General features: G+C 69.0%; 20 protein-coding genes. 6 read left to right on the top strand and 14 right to left on the bottom strand.

The window, feature by feature from the left end; all coding sequences use genetic code 11:
* Positions 1-45: 45 nt before the first annotated feature.
* A complete protein-coding gene (locus DI269_RS18480) occupies positions 46-1,056 on the bottom strand; it encodes an NADP-dependent oxidoreductase (RefSeq protein ID WP_112138544.1) in 1,011 nt (336 codons plus the stop codon).
* A gap of 301 nt (positions 1,057-1,357) precedes the next feature.
* Here DI269_RS18480 and DI269_RS18475 point away from each other — a divergent pair, with 301 nt between their 5' ends.
* A complete protein-coding gene (locus DI269_RS18475) occupies positions 1,358-1,711 on the top strand; it encodes an RNA polymerase-binding protein RbpA (protein ID WP_112138542.1) in 354 nt (117 codons plus the stop codon).
* A gap of 153 nt (positions 1,712-1,864) precedes the next feature.
* Here the strand turns inward: DI269_RS18475 and pgl are convergent, their stop codons facing one another.
* The 6 genes from pgl to tkt are packed head-to-tail and all read right to left on the bottom strand — an operon-like array spanning position 1,865 to position 9,962.
* Entirely contained in the window at positions 1,865-2,611 is a 747-nt protein-coding gene (gene pgl / locus DI269_RS18470) for a 6-phosphogluconolactonase (protein WP_112138540.1), read from the bottom strand.
* Positions 2,608-3,546 carry a glucose-6-phosphate dehydrogenase assembly protein OpcA gene (locus DI269_RS18465; protein WP_112138538.1) on the bottom strand — a complete coding sequence of 313 codons (939 nt, stop codon included), beginning with the start codon at positions 3,544-3,546 and terminating at the stop codon, positions 2,608-2,610. Before DI269_RS18465 ends, pgl begins: the two co-directional genes overlap by 4 nt.
* Positions 3,547-3,559: 13 nt before the next feature.
* Positions 3,560-5,098, bottom strand: a complete 1,539-nt coding sequence (gene zwf, locus DI269_RS18460; RefSeq protein ID WP_112138536.1) for a glucose-6-phosphate dehydrogenase — start codon at positions 5,096-5,098, stop codon at positions 3,560-3,562.
* Positions 5,099-6,712 carry a glucose-6-phosphate isomerase gene (locus DI269_RS18455; RefSeq protein ID WP_112138534.1) on the bottom strand — a complete coding sequence of 538 codons (1,614 nt, stop codon included), beginning with the start codon at positions 6,710-6,712 and terminating at the stop codon, positions 5,099-5,101.
* Complete coding sequence (tal, locus tag DI269_RS18450; RefSeq protein WP_112138532.1) at positions 6,709-7,830, bottom strand: transaldolase; 1,122 nt, start codon at positions 7,828-7,830, stop codon at positions 6,709-6,711. Before tal ends, DI269_RS18455 begins: the two co-directional genes overlap by 4 nt.
* A 53-nt stretch (positions 7,831-7,883) precedes the next feature.
* On the bottom strand, positions 7,884-9,962 hold the full coding sequence (gene tkt / locus DI269_RS18445) for a transketolase (RefSeq protein WP_232822808.1): 2,079 nt from the start codon (positions 9,960-9,962) through the stop codon (positions 7,884-7,886).
* Between the two features lie 213 nt (positions 9,963-10,175).
* Here tkt and DI269_RS18440 point away from each other — a divergent pair, with 213 nt between their 5' ends.
* Positions 10,176-11,159, top strand: coding sequence for a heme o synthase (locus DI269_RS18440; RefSeq protein ID WP_112138528.1), 984 nt, complete (start codon positions 10,176-10,178; stop codon positions 11,157-11,159).
* A gap of 131 nt (positions 11,160-11,290) precedes the next feature.
* On the top strand, positions 11,291-11,941 hold the full coding sequence (locus DI269_RS18435; RefSeq protein WP_112138526.1) for a VOC family protein: 651 nt from the start codon (positions 11,291-11,293) through the stop codon (positions 11,939-11,941).
* An 84-nt stretch (positions 11,942-12,025) separates the two neighbouring features.
* Here DI269_RS18435 and DI269_RS18430 read toward each other — a convergent pair whose 3' ends face one another.
* The gene (locus DI269_RS18430; protein ID WP_112138524.1) at positions 12,026-12,316 is read right to left on the bottom strand and encodes a hypothetical protein; all 291 of its coding nucleotides are present in this window, start codon (positions 12,314-12,316) and stop codon (positions 12,026-12,028) included.
* Positions 12,306-12,662, bottom strand: coding sequence for a hypothetical protein (locus DI269_RS18425; protein ID WP_112138522.1), 357 nt, complete (start codon positions 12,660-12,662; stop codon positions 12,306-12,308). The genes DI269_RS18430 and DI269_RS18425 overlap by 11 nt, the downstream gene beginning before the upstream one ends.
* A gap of 244 nt (positions 12,663-12,906) precedes the next feature.
* Here DI269_RS18425 and DI269_RS18420 point away from each other — a divergent pair, with 244 nt between their 5' ends.
* Complete coding sequence (locus tag DI269_RS18420; RefSeq protein ID WP_112138520.1) at positions 12,907-13,770, top strand: helix-turn-helix domain-containing protein; 864 nt, start codon at positions 12,907-12,909, stop codon at positions 13,768-13,770.
* A 20-nt stretch (positions 13,771-13,790) separates the two neighbouring features.
* Positions 13,791-14,006, top strand: coding sequence for a DUF397 domain-containing protein (locus DI269_RS18415; RefSeq protein WP_112138545.1), 216 nt, complete (start codon positions 13,791-13,793; stop codon positions 14,004-14,006).
* On the opposite strand, the gene DI269_RS18410 is transcribed toward DI269_RS18415, so the two are convergent.
* The 5 genes from DI269_RS18410 to DI269_RS18390 form a co-directional block, all read right to left on the bottom strand.
* On the bottom strand, positions 14,003-14,278 hold the full coding sequence (locus tag DI269_RS18410) for a hypothetical protein (protein WP_112138518.1): 276 nt from the start codon (positions 14,276-14,278) through the stop codon (positions 14,003-14,005). The genes DI269_RS18415 and DI269_RS18410 overlap by 4 nt on opposite strands.
* Positions 14,279-14,280: 2 nt before the next feature.
* The gene (locus DI269_RS18405) at positions 14,281-14,952 is read right to left on the bottom strand and encodes an EndoU domain-containing protein (protein WP_112138516.1); all 672 of its coding nucleotides are present in this window, start codon (positions 14,950-14,952) and stop codon (positions 14,281-14,283) included.
* 66 nt (positions 14,953-15,018) lie between these two features.
* Positions 15,019-15,735 carry a spermidine synthase gene (locus DI269_RS18400; RefSeq protein ID WP_112138514.1) on the bottom strand — a complete coding sequence of 239 codons (717 nt, stop codon included), beginning with the start codon at positions 15,733-15,735 and terminating at the stop codon, positions 15,019-15,021.
* Between the two features lie 58 nt (positions 15,736-15,793).
* Positions 15,794-16,177 carry a DUF2784 domain-containing protein gene (locus DI269_RS18395; RefSeq protein ID WP_112138512.1) on the bottom strand — a complete coding sequence of 128 codons (384 nt, stop codon included), beginning with the start codon at positions 16,175-16,177 and terminating at the stop codon, positions 15,794-15,796.
* A gap of 87 nt (positions 16,178-16,264) precedes the next feature.
* Positions 16,265-17,152 carry a LysR family transcriptional regulator gene (locus tag DI269_RS18390; protein WP_112138510.1) on the bottom strand — a complete coding sequence of 296 codons (888 nt, stop codon included), beginning with the start codon at positions 17,150-17,152 and terminating at the stop codon, positions 16,265-16,267.
* Positions 17,153-17,251: 99 nt separating this feature from the next.
* Between DI269_RS18390 and DI269_RS18385 the strand changes: the two genes are divergently transcribed.
* Positions 17,252-17,571 (top strand): dihydrodipicolinate synthase family protein (locus DI269_RS18385; RefSeq protein ID WP_198667542.1); only part of this gene is annotated, 320 nt, incomplete at its 3' end.

The raw sequence follows: 17,571 nt of genomic DNA, 5'->3' as shown, positions 1-17,571 counted from the left end.
GGAGGCCCCGACCGCGCAGCGGTCGGGGCCTCCTGTGCGCCTGCCTCAGACTTCCAGCCGCACGATGACCTTCCCCGAGGTCGACGCGCCGCTGCGCAACAGCCCCAGCAGCGCCTCAGGGACCTGTTCGATCCCGTCGAAGACCGACTCGCGGTGGACCAGTCGGCCCTCCCGCATCCAGTCGCCGACCTCCTTGCGGAAGGCCGCGAGGAGGTCGAAGTGGTCGCTGACGATGAAGCCCCGCGCGGTCGCGCGCTTGGTAGTCAGCTCGAACAGGTTGGCGATCCCGTACGGTTCGCGGCCGTCGTACTGGCTCGCCATGCCGCACAAGGCTATCCGCGCGCCGATGCGGAGCCGGCCGATCGCCGCCTCCAGTTGCGGGCCGCCGACGTTGTCGAAGACCGCGTCGATGCCGTCAGGCGCCAGGCTCGCGAGCCGCTCGGCGGGGACGGCGCTGCGGTAGTCGAAGGCGGCGTCGAAGCCGAGTTCGTCGACCAGGTACCGGACCTTCTCGGGTCCTCCCGCGCTGCCGATGACCCGTGCGGCTCCGCGGAGGCGGGCGATCTGCCCGGCGAGGCTGCCGACGGCGCCGGCCGCGCCGGTGACGAACACGGTGTCGCCCTCGCGGACCGGGGCGATCTCGGTGGTCCCCAGCCAGGCCGTGAACCCGGTCGGCCCCAGCGGTCCCAGGTACGCCGACGCCGCGATCCCGTCGAGCGAGACAGGGGCGACCGCCGTGCCGTCCAAGACCGAGACCTCGCGGAGGCCGTGGAAGTGCTCGACCACCTGCCCGGGCTCCAGGCCCTCGGCGCGGGACTCGGTCACGACGCCGACCGCGGCGCCCTCCAGAGGCGCGTCCAGGCCGAACGGGGCGATGTACGAGGGCTTGTCGTCCATGCGCCCGCGCATGTACGGGTCGACCGACAGGTGGGTGTTGCGAACGGCGACCTGCCCGGGCCCGAGCGGCGGGACCTCGGCCTCGACGAGCGCGAAGTCCTCGGCGGTCGCCGCCCCCTGCGGTCGTCGGGTCAGCTGCCACTGCCTGGAGCGCTTCATGATCGGTGCTTCCTTCCGGTTCAACTCGTATAGTGGTGTACGAGTTGCAACCGGGAACGGGACTCGCATATTTCCGTACGGGAGGACCTGGTGTCATGACGAGCCCCATTCATGACATCTTGCCACTGTGTGCGTTACGTCATAGAATTGCTCAGTGCGGTGCCCCAGCCGCCACGGCCGCTGACTCCACGGCCACGCCCTCGGGGAGTCACGGTCTTCCTCCCGTTGACGCTCCGGTCCGTGGCCGCGCACGGCCGACATCCACAGAAGATCCCCCTGTCTGTGAGGAGCGATCACACATATGTCCAACGGACACGCCATCCGCGGCACCCGCATCGGCGCCATACCGGGTCTCCACTCGGAACGCGGCGAGCCGGTCGCCCGGCAGAACGTGAAGTACTGGTGCGCCAACGGACACGAGACGGTACTGCCATTCGCGCTGTACGTGGAGGTACCGCAGGAATGGGACTGCACCTGCTGCGGCTGGCCCGCCGGCCCCGACCAGGACAATCCCCCGGAACGACGAACCGCCAAACCGTACAAGACCCATCTGAACTACGTCCGCGAGCGCCGCAGCGAAGAAGAGGCCGAAGACCTCCTCGCCGAAGCCCTCGCCGCCAGAGCCGCCGCACGCGGCGAGCGATCCCTCTTCTAGTCACTCACCATTCCCGAGCCGCCCTTCCTGTCCACTTGGTTGGGTGAACAGGCGCACCGCATCCCACACGGGTCCCACCACCCGAGCGGCGCCGGCGGCCACGAGAACAACACTGAGGGCCCGGATCGAATGATCCGGGCCCTCTCGCGTGTTCTAGAAGTCCAAGTGGTGCTTCAGCTTCGCCGCCGCGTCCTTGTCGACCAGCCACCTAGTGTGACCCGTCGCCTTGACGCGGCCCGCGGGGAGTTCGCCCTTCGCGAGCGCCTCGTCCACGGCCTCGGCCTTGCCCTCACCCGAGGCGATGATCCACGCCGCCGTTGCGGTGTTGATCGCCTCCAGCGTCAGCGAGACGCGCTCCGGCGGCGGCTTGGGGGAGTCGTGCACCCCCACGGCCGCACCGGCCGCCTCAAGGGCCGGATTGCCCGGGAACAGCGAGGCGACGTGGCCGTCCTCGCCGATCCCCAACAGCAGCAGGTCGAACGCGGGCACCCCGGAACCGCCGGCGGCGGTCTCCAGTTCGGCCGCGTACAGCGCCGCGGCCTCCTCGGGCGTGGCGACCACGTCCGAGGCCGCCATCGGGTGCACCCGCTCGGGGTCGAGCAGGAGCTTGTCGAGGAACGCCGCGCGGGCCTGGGTCTCGTTCCGCTCGGGGTCGCCGGACGGCAGGAACCGCTCGTCGCCCCACCAGAAGTCGACCTTCGTCCAGTCCACGACGCTGCGGATCGGCGACTCCAGGACGTACTGGTACACCCGGGCCGCGATGCGGCCGCCGGTGAGCACGATCGAGGCCTCGCCCCGCTGCGCCTGCGCGTCGGCGAGCCGGTTGATCAGCCGCGACGCGACCGCCTCGGCCAGGACCTCGGCGCCCTCGTGGACGATCACGGCGGCGGAGCGGCTCATGCCCGGGTCTCCTCGTAGTGCTCCTGGAAGGTGTCCAGGACCTTGCGGTACGCCGTGTCGGGGTCGATGTGCCGCAGCTCCTCGGCCAGCAGCTGCCCGAGGGTCCGGCCCTGGAGCGTCTGGCGGCGCTTGGGCAGCCCCGCCTGGCGCAGGGTCGTGGTCCCGTCGGCCTGCCGCTCGACCTCCATCGTCTCCCCGCCGGACATCGTGAACGCCACGGAGGCGATCGCCGGCAGGTGCTCGGAGTTGCGCTCGACCTCGGTGTCGACCACCTCGGGCGCCACGCCCAGGCGCGTGTGGAGCCACGCGGCCATGAGCTGCGCCGACGGGTCGTCGTCGTCGGCCTTGATGGTGATCGACTCGACCGACTGCGTGACCCCGTCGAAGGCGCTGGCGATGAGCGAGCGCCACAGGCTGATGCGGGTCCAGCAGATGTCGGTGTCGCCGCTGACGTAGGTCTCGGCGCGGCGGAACAGCGACCGCACCGGGTCGGCCGCGCGGGCCGAGTACGTGATGCGGCGGTCGGCGAACGAGCGCAGCTCGTGCTCCAGGCCGTAGCGGACCGGGTCGAGCAGCCACCAGGTGACCACCGGGATGTCGGAGGCCAGCATGGGCAGCACGATCGAGCTCAGGTGCGCGGCGGCCGGGCCGTCGAGGCGCAGGATGATCGCCTCGGCGGACCCGAGGCGCTCGCCCACGGTCACTTCGGCGTCGATGCGCGGCTCGGTCGCCTCCAGGTCCCGCGGGATCACCATGATCAGGCGGTACGGGTGCTCCTGCGCGGCGACGGACGCGGCCTTCTCGACCTCTTCGCGCTCGTCCTCGGTGGTCAGCGCCACCAGGTTGAGCGCGAGGCTGGAGCCGCCGCCGACCTCGTGGAGGAGCCCGTCGAGGGCCTTCATGATGTCGCCGGTGGTGGTGTCCTTCAGATGCATGTCAGGACTCCTTCTACGCCCGGCGCCAGCGGCGGCCGGACGATTGCAGCATGAGGTCGGAGCCCGCCGGGCCCCAGGTGCCGGACTCGTACGGCTCGGGCTTGGTCGTCGCCCAGTACTCCTCCAGCGGGTCGACCACGGCCCAGGACGCGTCCACTTCCTGCGCGTCCGGGAACAGCGTCTTGTCGCCCAGGAGCACGTCCAGGATGAGCCGCTCGTACGCCTCGGGGCTCGACTCGGTGAACGTCTCGCCGTAGCCGAAGCCCATCGAGATGTCCCGCAGCTCCATGCCCGTGCCCGGCACCTTGGAGCCGAACTTCACGGTGATGCCCTCGTCGGGCTGCACGCGGATGACGAGCTGGTTGTTGCCGAGCGTCTTGGTGTCGTAGTCGGCGAACGGCATGTGCGGGGCCTCCTTGAAGACCACCGCGATCTCCGTGACCCGCTTGGGAAGGCGCTTCCCGGTGCGCAGGTAGAACGGGACGCCGTTCCAGCGCCGGTTCTGGATGCCGATCTGCACCGCCGCGTAGGTCTCCGTGGTGGAGGACTGCGGGATGTTGTCCTCGGACAGGTAGCCCTGGACGGGGCGGCCCTGCACCCAGCCGTCGGTGTACTGGCCGCGGATCGCGGTCGCCTCCAGGTCGTCGTGGAGCTTGATGGCCCGCAGGACCTTCAGCTTCTCGACGCGGATCTCCTCGGCCACGAACCCGTTGGGCTGCTCCATCGCGGCGATCGCGAGGAGCTGGAGCACGTGGTTCTGGAGGACGTCGCGGGCGGCGCCGTTGTCGTCGTAGAACCCGGCGCGCGAGCCGATGCCGACGTCCTCGGCCATCGTGATCTGCACGTGGTCGACGTAGTTGGAGTTCCAGATCGGCTCGAACATGGCGTTCGCGAAGCGCAGCGCGAAGATGTTCTGCACCGTCTCCTTGCCGAGGTAGTGGTCGATGCGGAACACGTCGGGCGCGGTGAACACCGTGTCGACGAGCTCGTTGAGCTCCTTCGCGGACGCGCGGTCCTCGCCGAAGGGCTTCTCGACCACGACGCGGCGCCAGCCGCCGCCGTCCTGGCGGTTGTCGGACATGCCGGTCCGCTTGAGCTGCTTGAGCACGGTCGGGAACGCCAGCGGCGGGATCGAGAAGTAGAACGCCGCGTTGCCGGCGATGCCGTTCGTCTCGCGCAGCTCGTCGACGACCGCGTCGAGGCGGTCGAACGCGGCGTCGTCGTCGAACGCGCCCTGCACGAACTTGAAGTTGCCGGCCAGGCGGGCCCAGACCTCTTCGCGCCACGGGGTGCGCGCGTGGGCCTTGGCCGCCTCGCGGGACATCTCCTCGAACGTCTCGTCGCCCCAGTCGCGGCGGGCGAAGCCCACGATCACGAACGACGCCGGGAGCAGGCCCCGGTTGGCGAGGTCGTAGATCGCGGGGATGAGCTTCTTCTTCGCGAGGTCGCCGGTGACGCCGAAGATCACCAGAGCGCACGGCTCGGGGATGCGCGGCAGGCGCCGGTCGGCCGGGTCGCGGAGCGGGTTGGAGGGCAGGTGTTCGGCACCCATCTAGCTCAGCTCCCTCAAAGCGTGGACCAGCTGGTTGATCCCGCGCTTGCGGTCGGTCAGGTGCAGGCGCACGAGCGGGCGCTCGCGCGACTGGAGCGCCTCGCGGTCCCCGGCGGCCTGCGCGGCCTGGAGGCCGGCGAAGGTGAACTCGCGGTCGGGGATGAGGAGGTCCTCGCCGACCGCGCCGGTGAGCTGGAGGAACACGCCGGTCTGGCGGCCGCCCTTGTGGAACTGGCCGGTGGAGTGCAGGAACCGCGGTCCCCAGCCCCACGTGACGGGCGCGCCGGTGCGCTCGGCCAGGCCGGCGCGCAGCTTCGCGACCTCGGCGTCGTCGATCCGGTCGAGGTAGGCCAGGACGGCGATGTACGCGCCCTCGGAGTCGGCGTTCGTCAGCAGCTCGCCGAGCGCGCCCGCGACGGTGTCGGCGTGCGACCCGTAGATCTCCACGGCGCCGTCGACGGCGTGCGGACGCTCGTCCGGGAGGCCGTCCTTGAGGATGCGGTTGGTGTTGTTCTTCGACTCGGTCACGTTCGGCTGGTTGAACGGGTCGATCCCGATCAGGTAGCCGGCGTAGGCGGTCGCGAGCTCCCACGCGAGGAACTGCGCGCCGAGCGGGCCGTTGACGACCACGTCGGGCATCGCCAGGGCCGAGCCGGTCGGCAGGCCCGTCGAGGAGCCGCCGACGGTGGCGTACACGCGGTCGGAGCCGCGGGCGCCGGCGGCGGCCGGTCCTTCGAGGACGACCGGGAGCGTGCCCTTGCCGTCCTTGCCGAGGGACTCGGCGATGAGCTGCTCGGCCCAGTCGCCCAGGCCCACGATGCCGGTGCCGTCGTCGGCGATGGTGATCGTCGGCTTGGCCGCGATGACCGCGCCGAGCACGACGGCCGGGTCGTCCCCGTCGCCGCCGATGGTGGTCGCGAACTCCTCGGCCTGCTCGATGAGCTCGGCGATGTCGGCGCCCGCGAGCGCGGTCGGGACGAGCCCGAACGCGGTCAGCGCCGAGTAGCGCCCGCCCACGGTGGCGTCGGCGAGGAACAGGTGCGAGCCCTGCGCGTTCGCGAGCTTCTCCAGTTCGGAGCCGGGGTCGGTGACGAACACGAACCGCCCGGTCGAGTCCTCGACGCCGACGCCCTTGAACGCGGCCTCGAAGGCGCGCCGCTGGGAGTCGGTCTCCACGGTGGACCCGGACTTGGAGGACACGACGACGACGGTGCGCAGCAGGGACGCCTCGCCGAGCTCGGCCACGATCTGGCCGGGGTCGGTGGTGTCGAGGATGCTGATGCCCAGGTCGAGCGTGCGCGAGATGACCTCGGGGGCGAGCGAGGACCCGCCCATGCCGCACAGGGCGACGTGGTCGATGCCCTGTTCGGCGAGTTCGGCGCGGAGCTTCGCGAGCGGCGCGACGAGCTCCTTCGACTTGACGAAGGTGTCGACCCAGCCGAGGCGGATCGACGCTTCTTCCTCAGCCTCGGGGCCCCACAGGGTGGCGTCCTTGGCGGCGACCTTGGCCGGGACGCCCTCGGCCTTGAGGCGCTCGACGCCGGCGTTCACGTCGACGCCGGTGGTGACCGCGAGGCCTCCGGCGGCTTCCATCTTGCCCATCGGCTCGCTCACTTCTGTTCTCCGCTCGTCTCGAGCTTGGACTCGATCTGCTCCAGCAGCTGGTTCCAGCTGACGATGAACTTCTCCACGCCCTCGTCCTCCAGGACCTTCACGACGTCGGCGTAGTCGATGCCGAGGCGCTCCAGGTGGAGCATCACGGTCGCCGCGTCGGCGTAGAACGGCCGGATGGTGTCGGCTTCGACCTCGCCGTGGTCGGCGAAGTCGTGGATGGTGCCCTCGGGCATGGTGTTGACCGTGCCGGGGGCGATGAGGTCCTCGACGTAGAGGACGTCGCGGTAGTCGGGGTTCTTCACCGAGGTGGAGGCCCATAGCGGGCGCTGCGGGACGGCCCCGGCCTGCGCGAGCGCCTCCCAGCGCGGGGACGCGAAGGCGTTCTCGAACTCCTGGTACGCCAGGCGCGCGTTGGCGACGGCGGCCTTGCCCTTGAGGGCCTTGGCCTCGTCGGTGCCGACCGCGTCGAGGCGCTTGTCGATCTCGGAGTCCACGCGGGACACGAAGAACGAGGCGACCGAGCGGATCTGCGAGAGGTCGTGCCCGGCGGCCTTGGCGCCCTCCAGGCCCGCCATGTAGGCGTCCATGACGCCGCGGTAGCGCTCCAGGGAGAAGATCAGCGTCACGTTCACGCTGATGCCGGCGCTGATCGCCGCGGTGATGGCGGGGAGCCCGGCCTCGGTGGCCGGGATCTTGATCAGCGTGTTCGGCCGGTCCACGGCCCACCACAGGGCCTTGGCCTCGGCGATGGTCGCCTTGGTGTCGTGGGCGAGCCGCGGGTCGACCTCGATGGAGACGCGGCCGTCCTGGCCCCCGGTGTTCTCGAAGACCGGGGCCAGGACGTCTGCGGCCCAGCGGATGTCGTAGGTGGTGATGGCGCGAGCGGCCTCGTCGACGCTCACTTTGCGGACCGCCAGGTCGGCGATCTGCTCGTCGTAGCCGCTGCCCTTGGTGATGGCGGCGGCGAAGATTGACGGGTTCGACGTGACGCCCGAGACGGACGCCTCGGCGATGAGTTCCTTCAGGTTGCCCGTTTCCAGGCGGTCGCGCGAGATGTCGTCGAGCCAGACCGACACTCCGGCGGCCGACAGGCCCGCGAGGTTCTCGTTCGCGCTCATCGGTTTCCTCCAGCTATTCCAGCTAGTTTTCTGATCCGCTTAGTTCAGTTGTATTACTGCTGTGCCTTCTTGATGGAGGAGCGGGCCGCGTCCGCGACGGCGGCGGCGGTGATCCCGAACTCCTCGTACAACTTCTCGAACGGCGCGGAGGCACCGAAGTGTTCCAGGGAGACGCTGACTCCCGCGTCACCCACCAGGCCCCGCCACGACAGGGCGATGCCGGCCTCGACCGAGACGCGGGCCTTGACGGCCTTCGGCAGCACGGACTCCTTGTAGGCCTCGTCCTGCTCCTCGAACCACTCGATGGACGGGACGGACACGACGCGGGCCTTGACGCCCTCGCCCGCGAGGGTCTCGGCGGCCTGGACGGCCAGCTGGACCTCGGAGCCGGAGCCGAGCAGGATCACGTCGGGGGTGCCCTCGGTGTCGAGCAGCGTGTACGCGCCCTTCGCGGCGCCCTCGGCGGACTCGAACTTCGTGCGGTCCCACACCGGGATGTTCTGGCGGGTCAGCGCCAGCGCGGCCGGGCGGTCGGTCTTGCCGAGGAGGGTCTTCCAGACCACGGCGGTCTCGTTCGCGTCGCCGGGGCGGATGACGTCCAGGCCCGGGATCGCGCGCAGGGCCGCGAGGTGCTCGACCGGCTGGTGGGTCGGGCCGTCCTCGCCGAGGCCGATCGAGTCGTGCGTCCACACGTACACGACCGGGGTCTTCATGAGGGCCGCCAGGCGCACCGCGCCGCGCATGTAGTCGGAGAACACGAGGAACGTCCCGCCGTAGGGGCGGGTCGGGCCGTGGAGCTTGATGCCGTTGAGGATCGTGCCCATCGCGAACTCGCGGATGCCGAAGTGGAGGGTCCGGCCGTACGGGTTGCCGGGGTACGCCTTGGTCTGGCGCGACAGCGGCAGGAACGACGGCTCGCCGTCCATGGTGGTGTTGTTCGAGCCGGCGAGGTCGGCCGAGCCGCCCCACAGCTCGGGCAGGACCGGCGCGAGCGCCGAGAGGACCTTGCCGGAGGCCGAGCGGGTGGCGACGCCCTTGGCGGACGGCTCGAACGCGGGGAACGCGTCCTCGAAGCCCTCGGGGAACTCGCCCGCCCACAGGCGGTCGTGCAGGGCCTTCTTCTCGGGGTTCGCGGCGGCCCAGTTGTTGAAGTCGGTGCGCCACGCGGAGTGGTCCTCGTGCCCGCGCGCCACGGCGCCGCGGGTGTGAGCGAGAACCTCGTCGGAGACGTAGAAGGACTGGTCGGCGGGGAAGCCGAGGATCTCCTTGGTCGCGGCGATCTCGTCGGCGCCGAGCGCGGAGCCGTGCGCGGCGTACGAGTTCTGCTTCTTGGGGGCGGGCCAGCCGATGATGGTCTTGAGGCGGATCAGGGAGGGCTTGCCGGTAACGGCCTTGGCCTTCTCGATGGCCTCGAAGAGGGCCTTGGGGTCCTCCTTGTACTCGTCGCCGTGGCGCCAGTCCACGTCCTGCACGTGCCAGCCGTAGGCCTCGTAGCGCTTGGCGACGTCCTCGCCGAGGGCGATCTTGGTGTCGTCCTCGATGGAGATCTCGTTGTCGTCGTAGACGACGACGAGGTTGCCCAGCTCCTGCACGCCCGCGATCGCGGAGGCCTCGTGCGTGACGCCCTCCTCGATGTCGCCGTCGGAGGCGATGACGTACACGAAGTGGTCGAACAGGCTCTCGCCCTGCGCGGGCTCGGGGTCGAACAGGCCGCGCTCGCGGCGGGCCGCCATCGCCATGCCGACCGCGGTGGCCAGGCCCTGGCCGAGCGGACCGGTCGTGGTCTCAACGCCCGCGGTGTGGCCCACCTCGGGGTGGCCCGGGGTCAGGGAGCCCCACTGGCGCAGGCTCTTCAGGTCCTCCAGCTCCAGGCCGTACCCGGCGAGGTACAGCTGGACGTACAGCGTCAGGCTGGAGTGGCCGCACGAGAGCACGAACCGGTCGCGGCCCTCCCAGTGCGGGTCGCTCGGGTCGTGCCGCATGACCTTCTGGAACAGGGTGTGCGCCACGGGGGCGAGGCTCATGGCGGTGCCGGGGTGCCCGTTGCCGGCCTTCTCGACCGCGTCGGCGGCGAGCAGCCGCGCCGTGTCAACCGCCTGCCGATCGAGCTCGGTCCACTCGAACTGTGCCACTGCGATACTCCTTGGTACTCGTCGTATTTGGGCCTTTGACGTGTGCCTTCTGACCCTACCTACACGCGGTGAACTTTATGCGCAGTCTCTCGGGAGGCGGAATTCCATGCGTTGTGAACCCGCCCACGAGCCAGTCTCGCATTGGAAAGCGCCTGCTAGGGGCCCCCGACCCGCGGCCGGGTCACAACCTCACCGCCCGTACTGTGGGCGGTGATGAACGAGGACCCGACCCAGGCCGTCGCCGACACCCCCCGGCCCGCCCGCAAGCGAATCGAACTGCCCGATCCCGAAGCCGCCGAAGCGGCCCGGCCGGGCCTGCGCTCCCTCATCGGCGCGTACGTCTCCCTGACGAAGCCGCGGATCGTGGAGCTGCTCCTCATCACCACCATCCCGGCCATGCTCGTGGCCGCGCGCATGGAGTTCGACGCGCTCCCGTCGCTGACCGCGGTCCTGGCGACCCTCATCGGCGGCGCGCTCGCCGCCGGGTCGGCCAACGCGATCAACTGCTACATCGACCGCGACATCGACCAGCTCATGCGCCGCACCTCGCGCCGCCCGCTCGCCAAGCACCAGATCCCCCCGCGCAACGCCCTGGTCTTCGGCCTCGTCATCGGCGCCGTCGCGGTCCTGGGCATGGGCCTCCTCGTCAACTGGCTCGCCGCGCTCCTGACCTTCGGCGCGATCGTCTACTACGACGTCGTCTACACGATCTGGCTCAAGCGCACCACGCCGTACAACACGGTCTGGGGCGGCGCCTGCGGCGCGGCCCCGGTCCTCATCGGCTGGGCCGCGGTCACCGGTCACATGTCCTGGATGGCCTGGGTCCTGTTCGCCGTCGTGTTCCTGTGGCAGCCCCCGCACTTCTACGTCCTCGCGATGAAGTTCAAGGACGACTACGCCGCCGCGGGCATCCCGATGCTCCCCGTCGTCGCCCCCGCCCGCCGCGTCGCCATCGAGTCGGTCGCCTACGGCTGGGCGATGCTCGCCGTCTCCCTGGTGGCCGTGCCTTTGGGCGCCACCTGGCTCTACGGCTCCGTCGCCCTCGTCACCGGCGCCCTCTTCGTCCTCGAATGCCACAAGCTCCTCGGCCGCGTCAACCGCGGCGAGGACCCCAAGCCGATGCGCCTCTTCCACTGGTCCACCAGCTACCTGACGCTGCTGTTCCTGGCCCTGGCGGCGGACTCCTTCATCATGTAGCGGGACCCTCCGGTCCCTTTCGGAGCCGACGCGAAGGCGTGAAGTGCGTTCGCCTTCGGCCGGTCTCCCTGGTGTTGCGCCCAGCTCGCCGAACGGACGGGCATGTCGGTGGGCTTGCCTAGACTGACGCCATGACGGTTTCCATCACTCCCAAGCAGTTCCACGACGCCGACGGCGTCGACGACTGGCGGGTGCTGTGGTCGGTGGCGTTCGCGCTCTATCGCACGGGCGACTTCGCCACCGGCGTGCGGCTCGTCGCCGAGATCGGCCGACTCGCCGAGGCGGCCGGACACCACCCGGACCTGAACCTTCGCTCCAAGGTGCTGGAGGTCCGCCTGGTCACCAAGGACCGCTGGTCCCTGACCGACGCCGACCTCGACCTGGCCCGGCAGATCTCCGCCGCGGCGGAGGCACTAGGCGTCCGGGCCGACCCCGGTGCCACCCGCACCTGGGAGTTCGCGCTCGACGCCCTCGACGTGGACAAGGTCCGGGCGTTCTGGTGCGCCGTGCTCGGCTACGAGATGGTCGGCGACTCCGACATCGGCGACCCGGACGAGCTGTACCCGCCGGTCTACGTGCAGCAGATGGACGTCATGCGGGAGGGTCGCAACCGCATCCACATCGACGTCGGCGTTCCGCACGAGCAGGCGGAGGCCCGGGTGGCCGCGGCGCTGGCCGCCGGGGGCACGCTCGTCTCAGACCGGTTCGCCCCGATGCACTGGACGCTCGCCGACCCCGAGGGCAACGAGGTCGACCTCGCCACCTGGGTCGGCCGCGACTAGACCGAGTTCGATACGGCATGCGAGACAAGCGAGTGAAGTGGGGTGGGGCGATCCGAAGGATCGCCCCACCCCACTCGCATGCGTTCAGGTGTTCTCGGGTTCGGCGATGAGGCGGCGGGCCTGTTCGAGGATCCACTCGCACCATTCGTCGCCGCTCCAGGCGGTGACCCATTCGGGGACGGTGTCGGGTTGGTCGACGAAGCGGCAGATCACCCGGGGCCCGGCGCCGTCGTTGCACTCGATCCGGTACTCCGCTGGCGCCAGCGGGTGCGCGGGCTCCCGGTAGAGGGAGAACACGGCAGGGCCGCGGCGGAAGTCCCCGAGCCACCCGTCGGAGTCCGGATGCGATTCGGCGGTCGGTTGGTCAGCCTTCACAGAATCGCACCTGCCCGGGCCGGGGCCGGTTGTCGATGGCACGGCCGTTGTAGAAGACGCCGAAGGCGGAGTCTTCGAACCAGGCCTTCCATTCGGGCGCGAAGCCCCGCCAGTCCTGTCCCCAGGTGGCATGCAACTGCCCGGAGGTCAGGCCGGAAACGATCAGGACGAGGTCGGCCGGATTCTCGGCGACCGCGACCTGGAACGAGTCCGGTGCGGTGCCACTGGAGGCCCGGACGGTGAACTGGTTTTGAGCGTCGCGGAAGGTCCCCCGGAAGAGGGGGTCCTGCCCGCGACGATCGCGGTTGGGATTGTCGGGCGCATGCGCAACAATGGGTCTGGACACGGATTCGCCTCCGATGTCTGTAAGGCCGGGGCGGGAACAAGGTCTGCAAACTGATGGACCCGCCCCGGCTGCTTCTGGTGGAGCGCATGAAATGTCTGCCTCCGCGAACCTCATCCCCAGAGTCCCGCGCTGAGCTTCTCATGCTGATTGGTATCATGGCACACACCATCGAGCAGGGCAATATTGCCTCGCTCGATCGGGCAGGATTTTTCTGTCGGCTCTCCGACAGAAGATTGGAGAATCGATGGCGATCATCACCGGCCCTGGCCCCTCGCTCCGCTCGCAGTGGCTTGGAGAGAAGCTTCGAGAGCTGCGCACCGCCAAGAAGATGTCGCTCCGAGTGGCAGGGGAGTACCTGCAACGCGATGCAAGCACCATGAGCCGCTATGAAAACGGCGAGTACCCGCTCCGCCGGGCCGACTTGGTCGCACTCATGACCCTGTACGACGTCTCGGACCCCAAGATGCGCGCCGACCTGGAGCAGATCTGCGAAGACGCCTGGCAGCGGGACTGGTGGGACAGTCACAAGGATGACTTCGGCAAGGACTTCATCAATGTGCCCTGGCTGGAGAGCCGAGCAGACCGCATCCTCGCCTACCAGCACTATTTGGTCTACGGCCTGTTCCAGACACGCGACTATGCGATGGCTGTCATCGACCAGCTGCAATACGAGGAGGACACGCCGGAACAGATCGCCAGGTGGACCGACCTTCGGATGGACCGCCAGCAGATCCTGGAGTCCGAGAACCCTCCGCGGATCGAGGCGATCTTCGAGGTGTCGGTTCTGAAGCGCATCACCGGGTCCGCGGAGGTCATGCGCGCCCAGCTCGCGCATCTGCTTGAAATCGGTGAGCGCGAAGCGATTTCGATCCGGGTCATAACCGAGGAATCCGGACCGCACAAAGGGTCCGATGGGAGCTTCATGCTCTATGAACTGCCGGAACCGTATGCCGCGGTCGGTCATGTTGAGACCCGCGCTGGGGGCCTCTATGTCGAAGCGCCCAGAACCAGCACCTTCGAAGCAGTGTGGCAGGATCTTGAACGATCGGCACTATCGGAGAAGCAGTCAGCGGACTTGATCGCTGACCGGTTGAAGGAGATTCGATGAGCACCAATCAGCAGCTCTCGGTGGGTGAGCTCGCTGGAATCGCCTGGCGGAAGAGCTCTCGCAGCACCAGCGGCAGCGGTCAGTGTGTGGAGGCCGGTTCGCTGGCCGATGGCTCGGGCCGGGTCGCGGTGCGACACTCGCATCACCCCGAGGGCTCGGTGATCGTCTACACCCGGGCCGAGTGGGATGCCTTCCTTGCCGGCGCCAAAGACGGCGAGTTCGACTTCAACGGCTAGGGCTTCCTCAGAGTCGGCTCGACCTGCTCCAGGTTGGCGAGGAGTTTTGCGCCATCCTTGGGATAGGCCGCCAAGGCTCGCAGCTCCGACAGTTCTTCCGCTGAGAGCGGGATCGGACTCGTGACCACCACCCAAACCATGCTCGCAAGCATGTACGTATATTCCCCTCCCCACTCTTCAGGATCGAATATGTCTATTTGAGTCTGAGGAGCACGCGGCGACAGTTGGCTGGCCAACTGATCGATGCGTTCATAGAACTCCCACTGCTCCATACTCAGTACCTCCGCCTTGGATTCATTATCACTCCCGGGCCGCTGATGGGCCAACCTGCATCGATGCTGCCATCAGACCGGACCACCACTCTGATTGTGATACCTCTATGGGTGCCTTTGACCCACCACCTGCCTTCGCGCGGCTGGGCCGACTCAGGCCGAGCTGCAACTGATTCCAGTGCCTCTCGCACATCCTCCTCGCCCCAGCCCGGCGGGAACTCCCGTTTGTTCGGCCGCCCGGTGCCGGAGAGATGGCCGCCCTTCTCTATGTCGTCCTCGTCTCCGTGGCAGACATGACGGAGATCTGACCAGCTGATCGGGTGGGGCAAGTCGCGTGGATAGTCGGCATGTATCGGTGGTTCCGGCGCAGTCGGCGGCGGTCCGGATGGGCCGCTTCCGCTGCTTGACTTTCCGCCTGCACCTGTTCGTGCGGCTTCTGCCGCTGCGAGGGCCGCCTCCAGTTTGTCGGAGAGCGCAGCGGCCTGGGCTTGGCCTTCTTCTAGCTTGTCGACCGTTGTGGCCGCTTGGGCCGCACTGTTCTGGATGCCCAGGGCGCCAATCTGGTCGCGTACGGCGGTTGCCTGTTCGCGGGTTGCCGCGATTCCTGTGATGAGGTCGCGGACTTGGTCGATGTTGGTGCGGAGGGCGGTGATGAGGGTGTCGATCGAGGGCAAGGGCGCTCCGGCGGAAGGTCGGGGTTACCGACCGCCAGTTTATCGGGATTTGGGTGAAATGGTGGGTCAGGGCTTGGTGGCGAGGTAGATGGAGTTGGAGGACTGGCCGCCGGTGTAGGGGTTGTCGAACCAGATCTCGCGGTTCTCGACGTGGGTGAAGACCTCGGCTAGGGCGGCCATGAACTCGTCTTCGGCCGGGTCGTCCGACCACATCGCGAAGCAGCCGCCCTCGCGGAGGTGGGCGGAGACCGCGCGGAGGCCCTCGACGGTGTAGAACGCGGCGTGCGGGGAGTGGAGGACGTGGCGGGGGGTGTGGTCGATGTCGAGGAGGACCGCGTCGTAGCGGCGGTCGGGCTCGTTCGGGTGGAAGCCCGCTTCGCTCATCGCGGCGGCGAAGAAGTCGTTGTGGGACAAGCGGATTCGCGGGTCGGTGGCGAGGCCCTCGGTGTCGGGGATCAGGTCGCGGCGGTGCCAGTCGATGACCGCTTCGGAGTACTCGACGACCGTGACGATGTCGATGCGGGGGTCTTCGAGGGCCGCGTGGGCGGTGTAGCCCAGGCCGAGGCCGCCGACGATGACGTCGAGGCCGGAGCCGGGGGTGCGGGCCAGGCCGAGGCGGGCGAGTTCGATCTCCGCGACCGGGAACAGGCTCGACATGAGGAACTCGTCGCCGAGCTTGACCTCGTAGACCTCGCTCTGCGCCGTCGTGTCGTACCGGCGCCGCAGGCTGATCTCGCCCATCGGAGAGGGGCGCGAGTCAAGTTCCTCGATTCGAAAGCTCATCGGGCAATCGAACCCTGCCTGCGTTCTCACGTTCCGCGCGGGTCGGCCGAGGGATGATCTACGGCGCTGCGTCGGCGTTCGCCAGGCGCCTGCGGCGCACGAGCACGGCCAGGCCGATCCAGGAGACGGCCACGACCGCGGCCGCGATGAGCTGGACTTCGGGCCAGTGCTCGGCGGGGTAGACCACGTCGTTGAGGTAGGTGTCGACGAATCCGGCCGGTTTCAGGCCGGACTGGCCGGCCTTGAGGCGGAAGTGGTTCTCGACGGGGGTCAGGGGGCAGACGAACTTGATGATCCCGTTGAAGGTGCCGTAGACGGCTACCCCGGCGTGGATGAACCAGGTCCGGGGCCAGCGCCAGGCCAGGAAGCCGCCCACGACGACGTATGCGAGGAACAGGAAGTGGACTGTCATCGTGATGTCGGCCAGGATTCGGTAGACCATGCGGCGGCTCCGTGCAGCGTTGAGCGACGACCCCCTCACTCCATGCTCCCATGGGGATCGTCTTCGGCGCCATACCGTTTGAAGCGGTCAGACGCGTTGGAGGAGTGCGGTGAGGGCCGGGTTGTCGTGGGTGGTCCGCCAGGTGCAGAAGAGCTCCACCGTGTCCCTCGGCATGTCGGCGATCTCTAGGAAGGCGAGGTTGGGGAGGCCCAGGGTTGCAGCGGAGCTGGGGACCAGTGCCACGCCGAGTCCGGCGTTGACGACCGCTGCGACGGTGTGGACCTGGCTGATGTGCTGCACGTAGCGGGGTTTGACGCGGGCGTGCTGGAACGCGGCGACGACCAGTTCGTAGAAGTACCAGGCCTCGGAGGGGGAGTAGGTCACCACGTCGTGCTCGCCTATGTCGGCCAGCGAGGGGGCCTGACCCAGATGTGTCAGCGGGTGGTTCCTGGGGGCCGCTAGGACGAGCGAGTCTGTCGCCACCAGGCGTGAATCCAGGATCTCTGAGCGGGGGACTTGGCGAACCAGGCCCACCTCCAGTTCGCCCGCCAGGAGCGCGTCCAGCTGGGCGTGGGTGACCATTTCGCTGAGGACGAGGTCGACCTCGGGGAGTTCGGCGGCGGCCGTCTTGATCCACTCGCCGAGGACCGTCAGGGCCGAGACCGCGGTGAAGCCGATCCGGATCGTGCCCGCCGTCCCTGCCGCGACGCGGCGGGCGCGCAGCGGGGCGATGTCGGCGGCCGTGAGGAGGCGGCGGGCCTCGTCGAGGAACACCCGGCCCGCCGGGGTCAAATCGGCGCCGAACTGGCTGCGGGTGAACAGCGAGAAGCCGATGGTGCGCTCCAGGCGCTGGATCTGGCGGCTCAGCGGCGGCTGCGTCATGTGGAGGCGGACCGCGGCCCGCCCGAAGTGGCCCTCCTCGGCGACCGCCACGAAGCCCCGCAGCTGGTCGAGGGTGTAAGTACCATCGCTCATACCTTCAAGGTATCGCCTTATGTCGAATTGGTCTTTGACGGGTATCGCTCCCGGCTCCTAAGGTCTTCCCATCCCTACGACCTCAGGAGTGCCCCCCGAATGACCCGATTCGCCCCCTCGGAGATCCAGACGGCCCTCGGCTCCGGACTGCTGTCCTTCCCGGTCACGCACTTCCGCGACGACCTGTCGTTCGACGAGGCGGCCTACCGCGAGAACCTGGCCCACCTGGCCACCTTCCCGGCGGCCGGGCTGTTCGCCGCGGGCGGGACCGGCGAGTTCTTCTCGCTCACGCCCGAGGAGACCGCGCAGGTCGTGCGGGCCGCCGTCGACGAGTCCGCCGGGGCCGTCCCGATCGTCGCGCCCGCCGGGCTCGGCACCGCGCAGGCGGCCGCGTTCGCCCGGGACGCCGAGGCCGCCGG

It is taken from the genome of Glycomyces dulcitolivorans, assembly GCF_003265355.1.
Classification (GTDB): Bacteria; Actinomycetota; Actinomycetes; order Mycobacteriales; family Micromonosporaceae; genus Glycomyces; species Glycomyces dulcitolivorans.
Note: the sequence above shows the minus strand (reverse complement) of the source record. Positions and strands in the feature narration are given on the sequence as shown.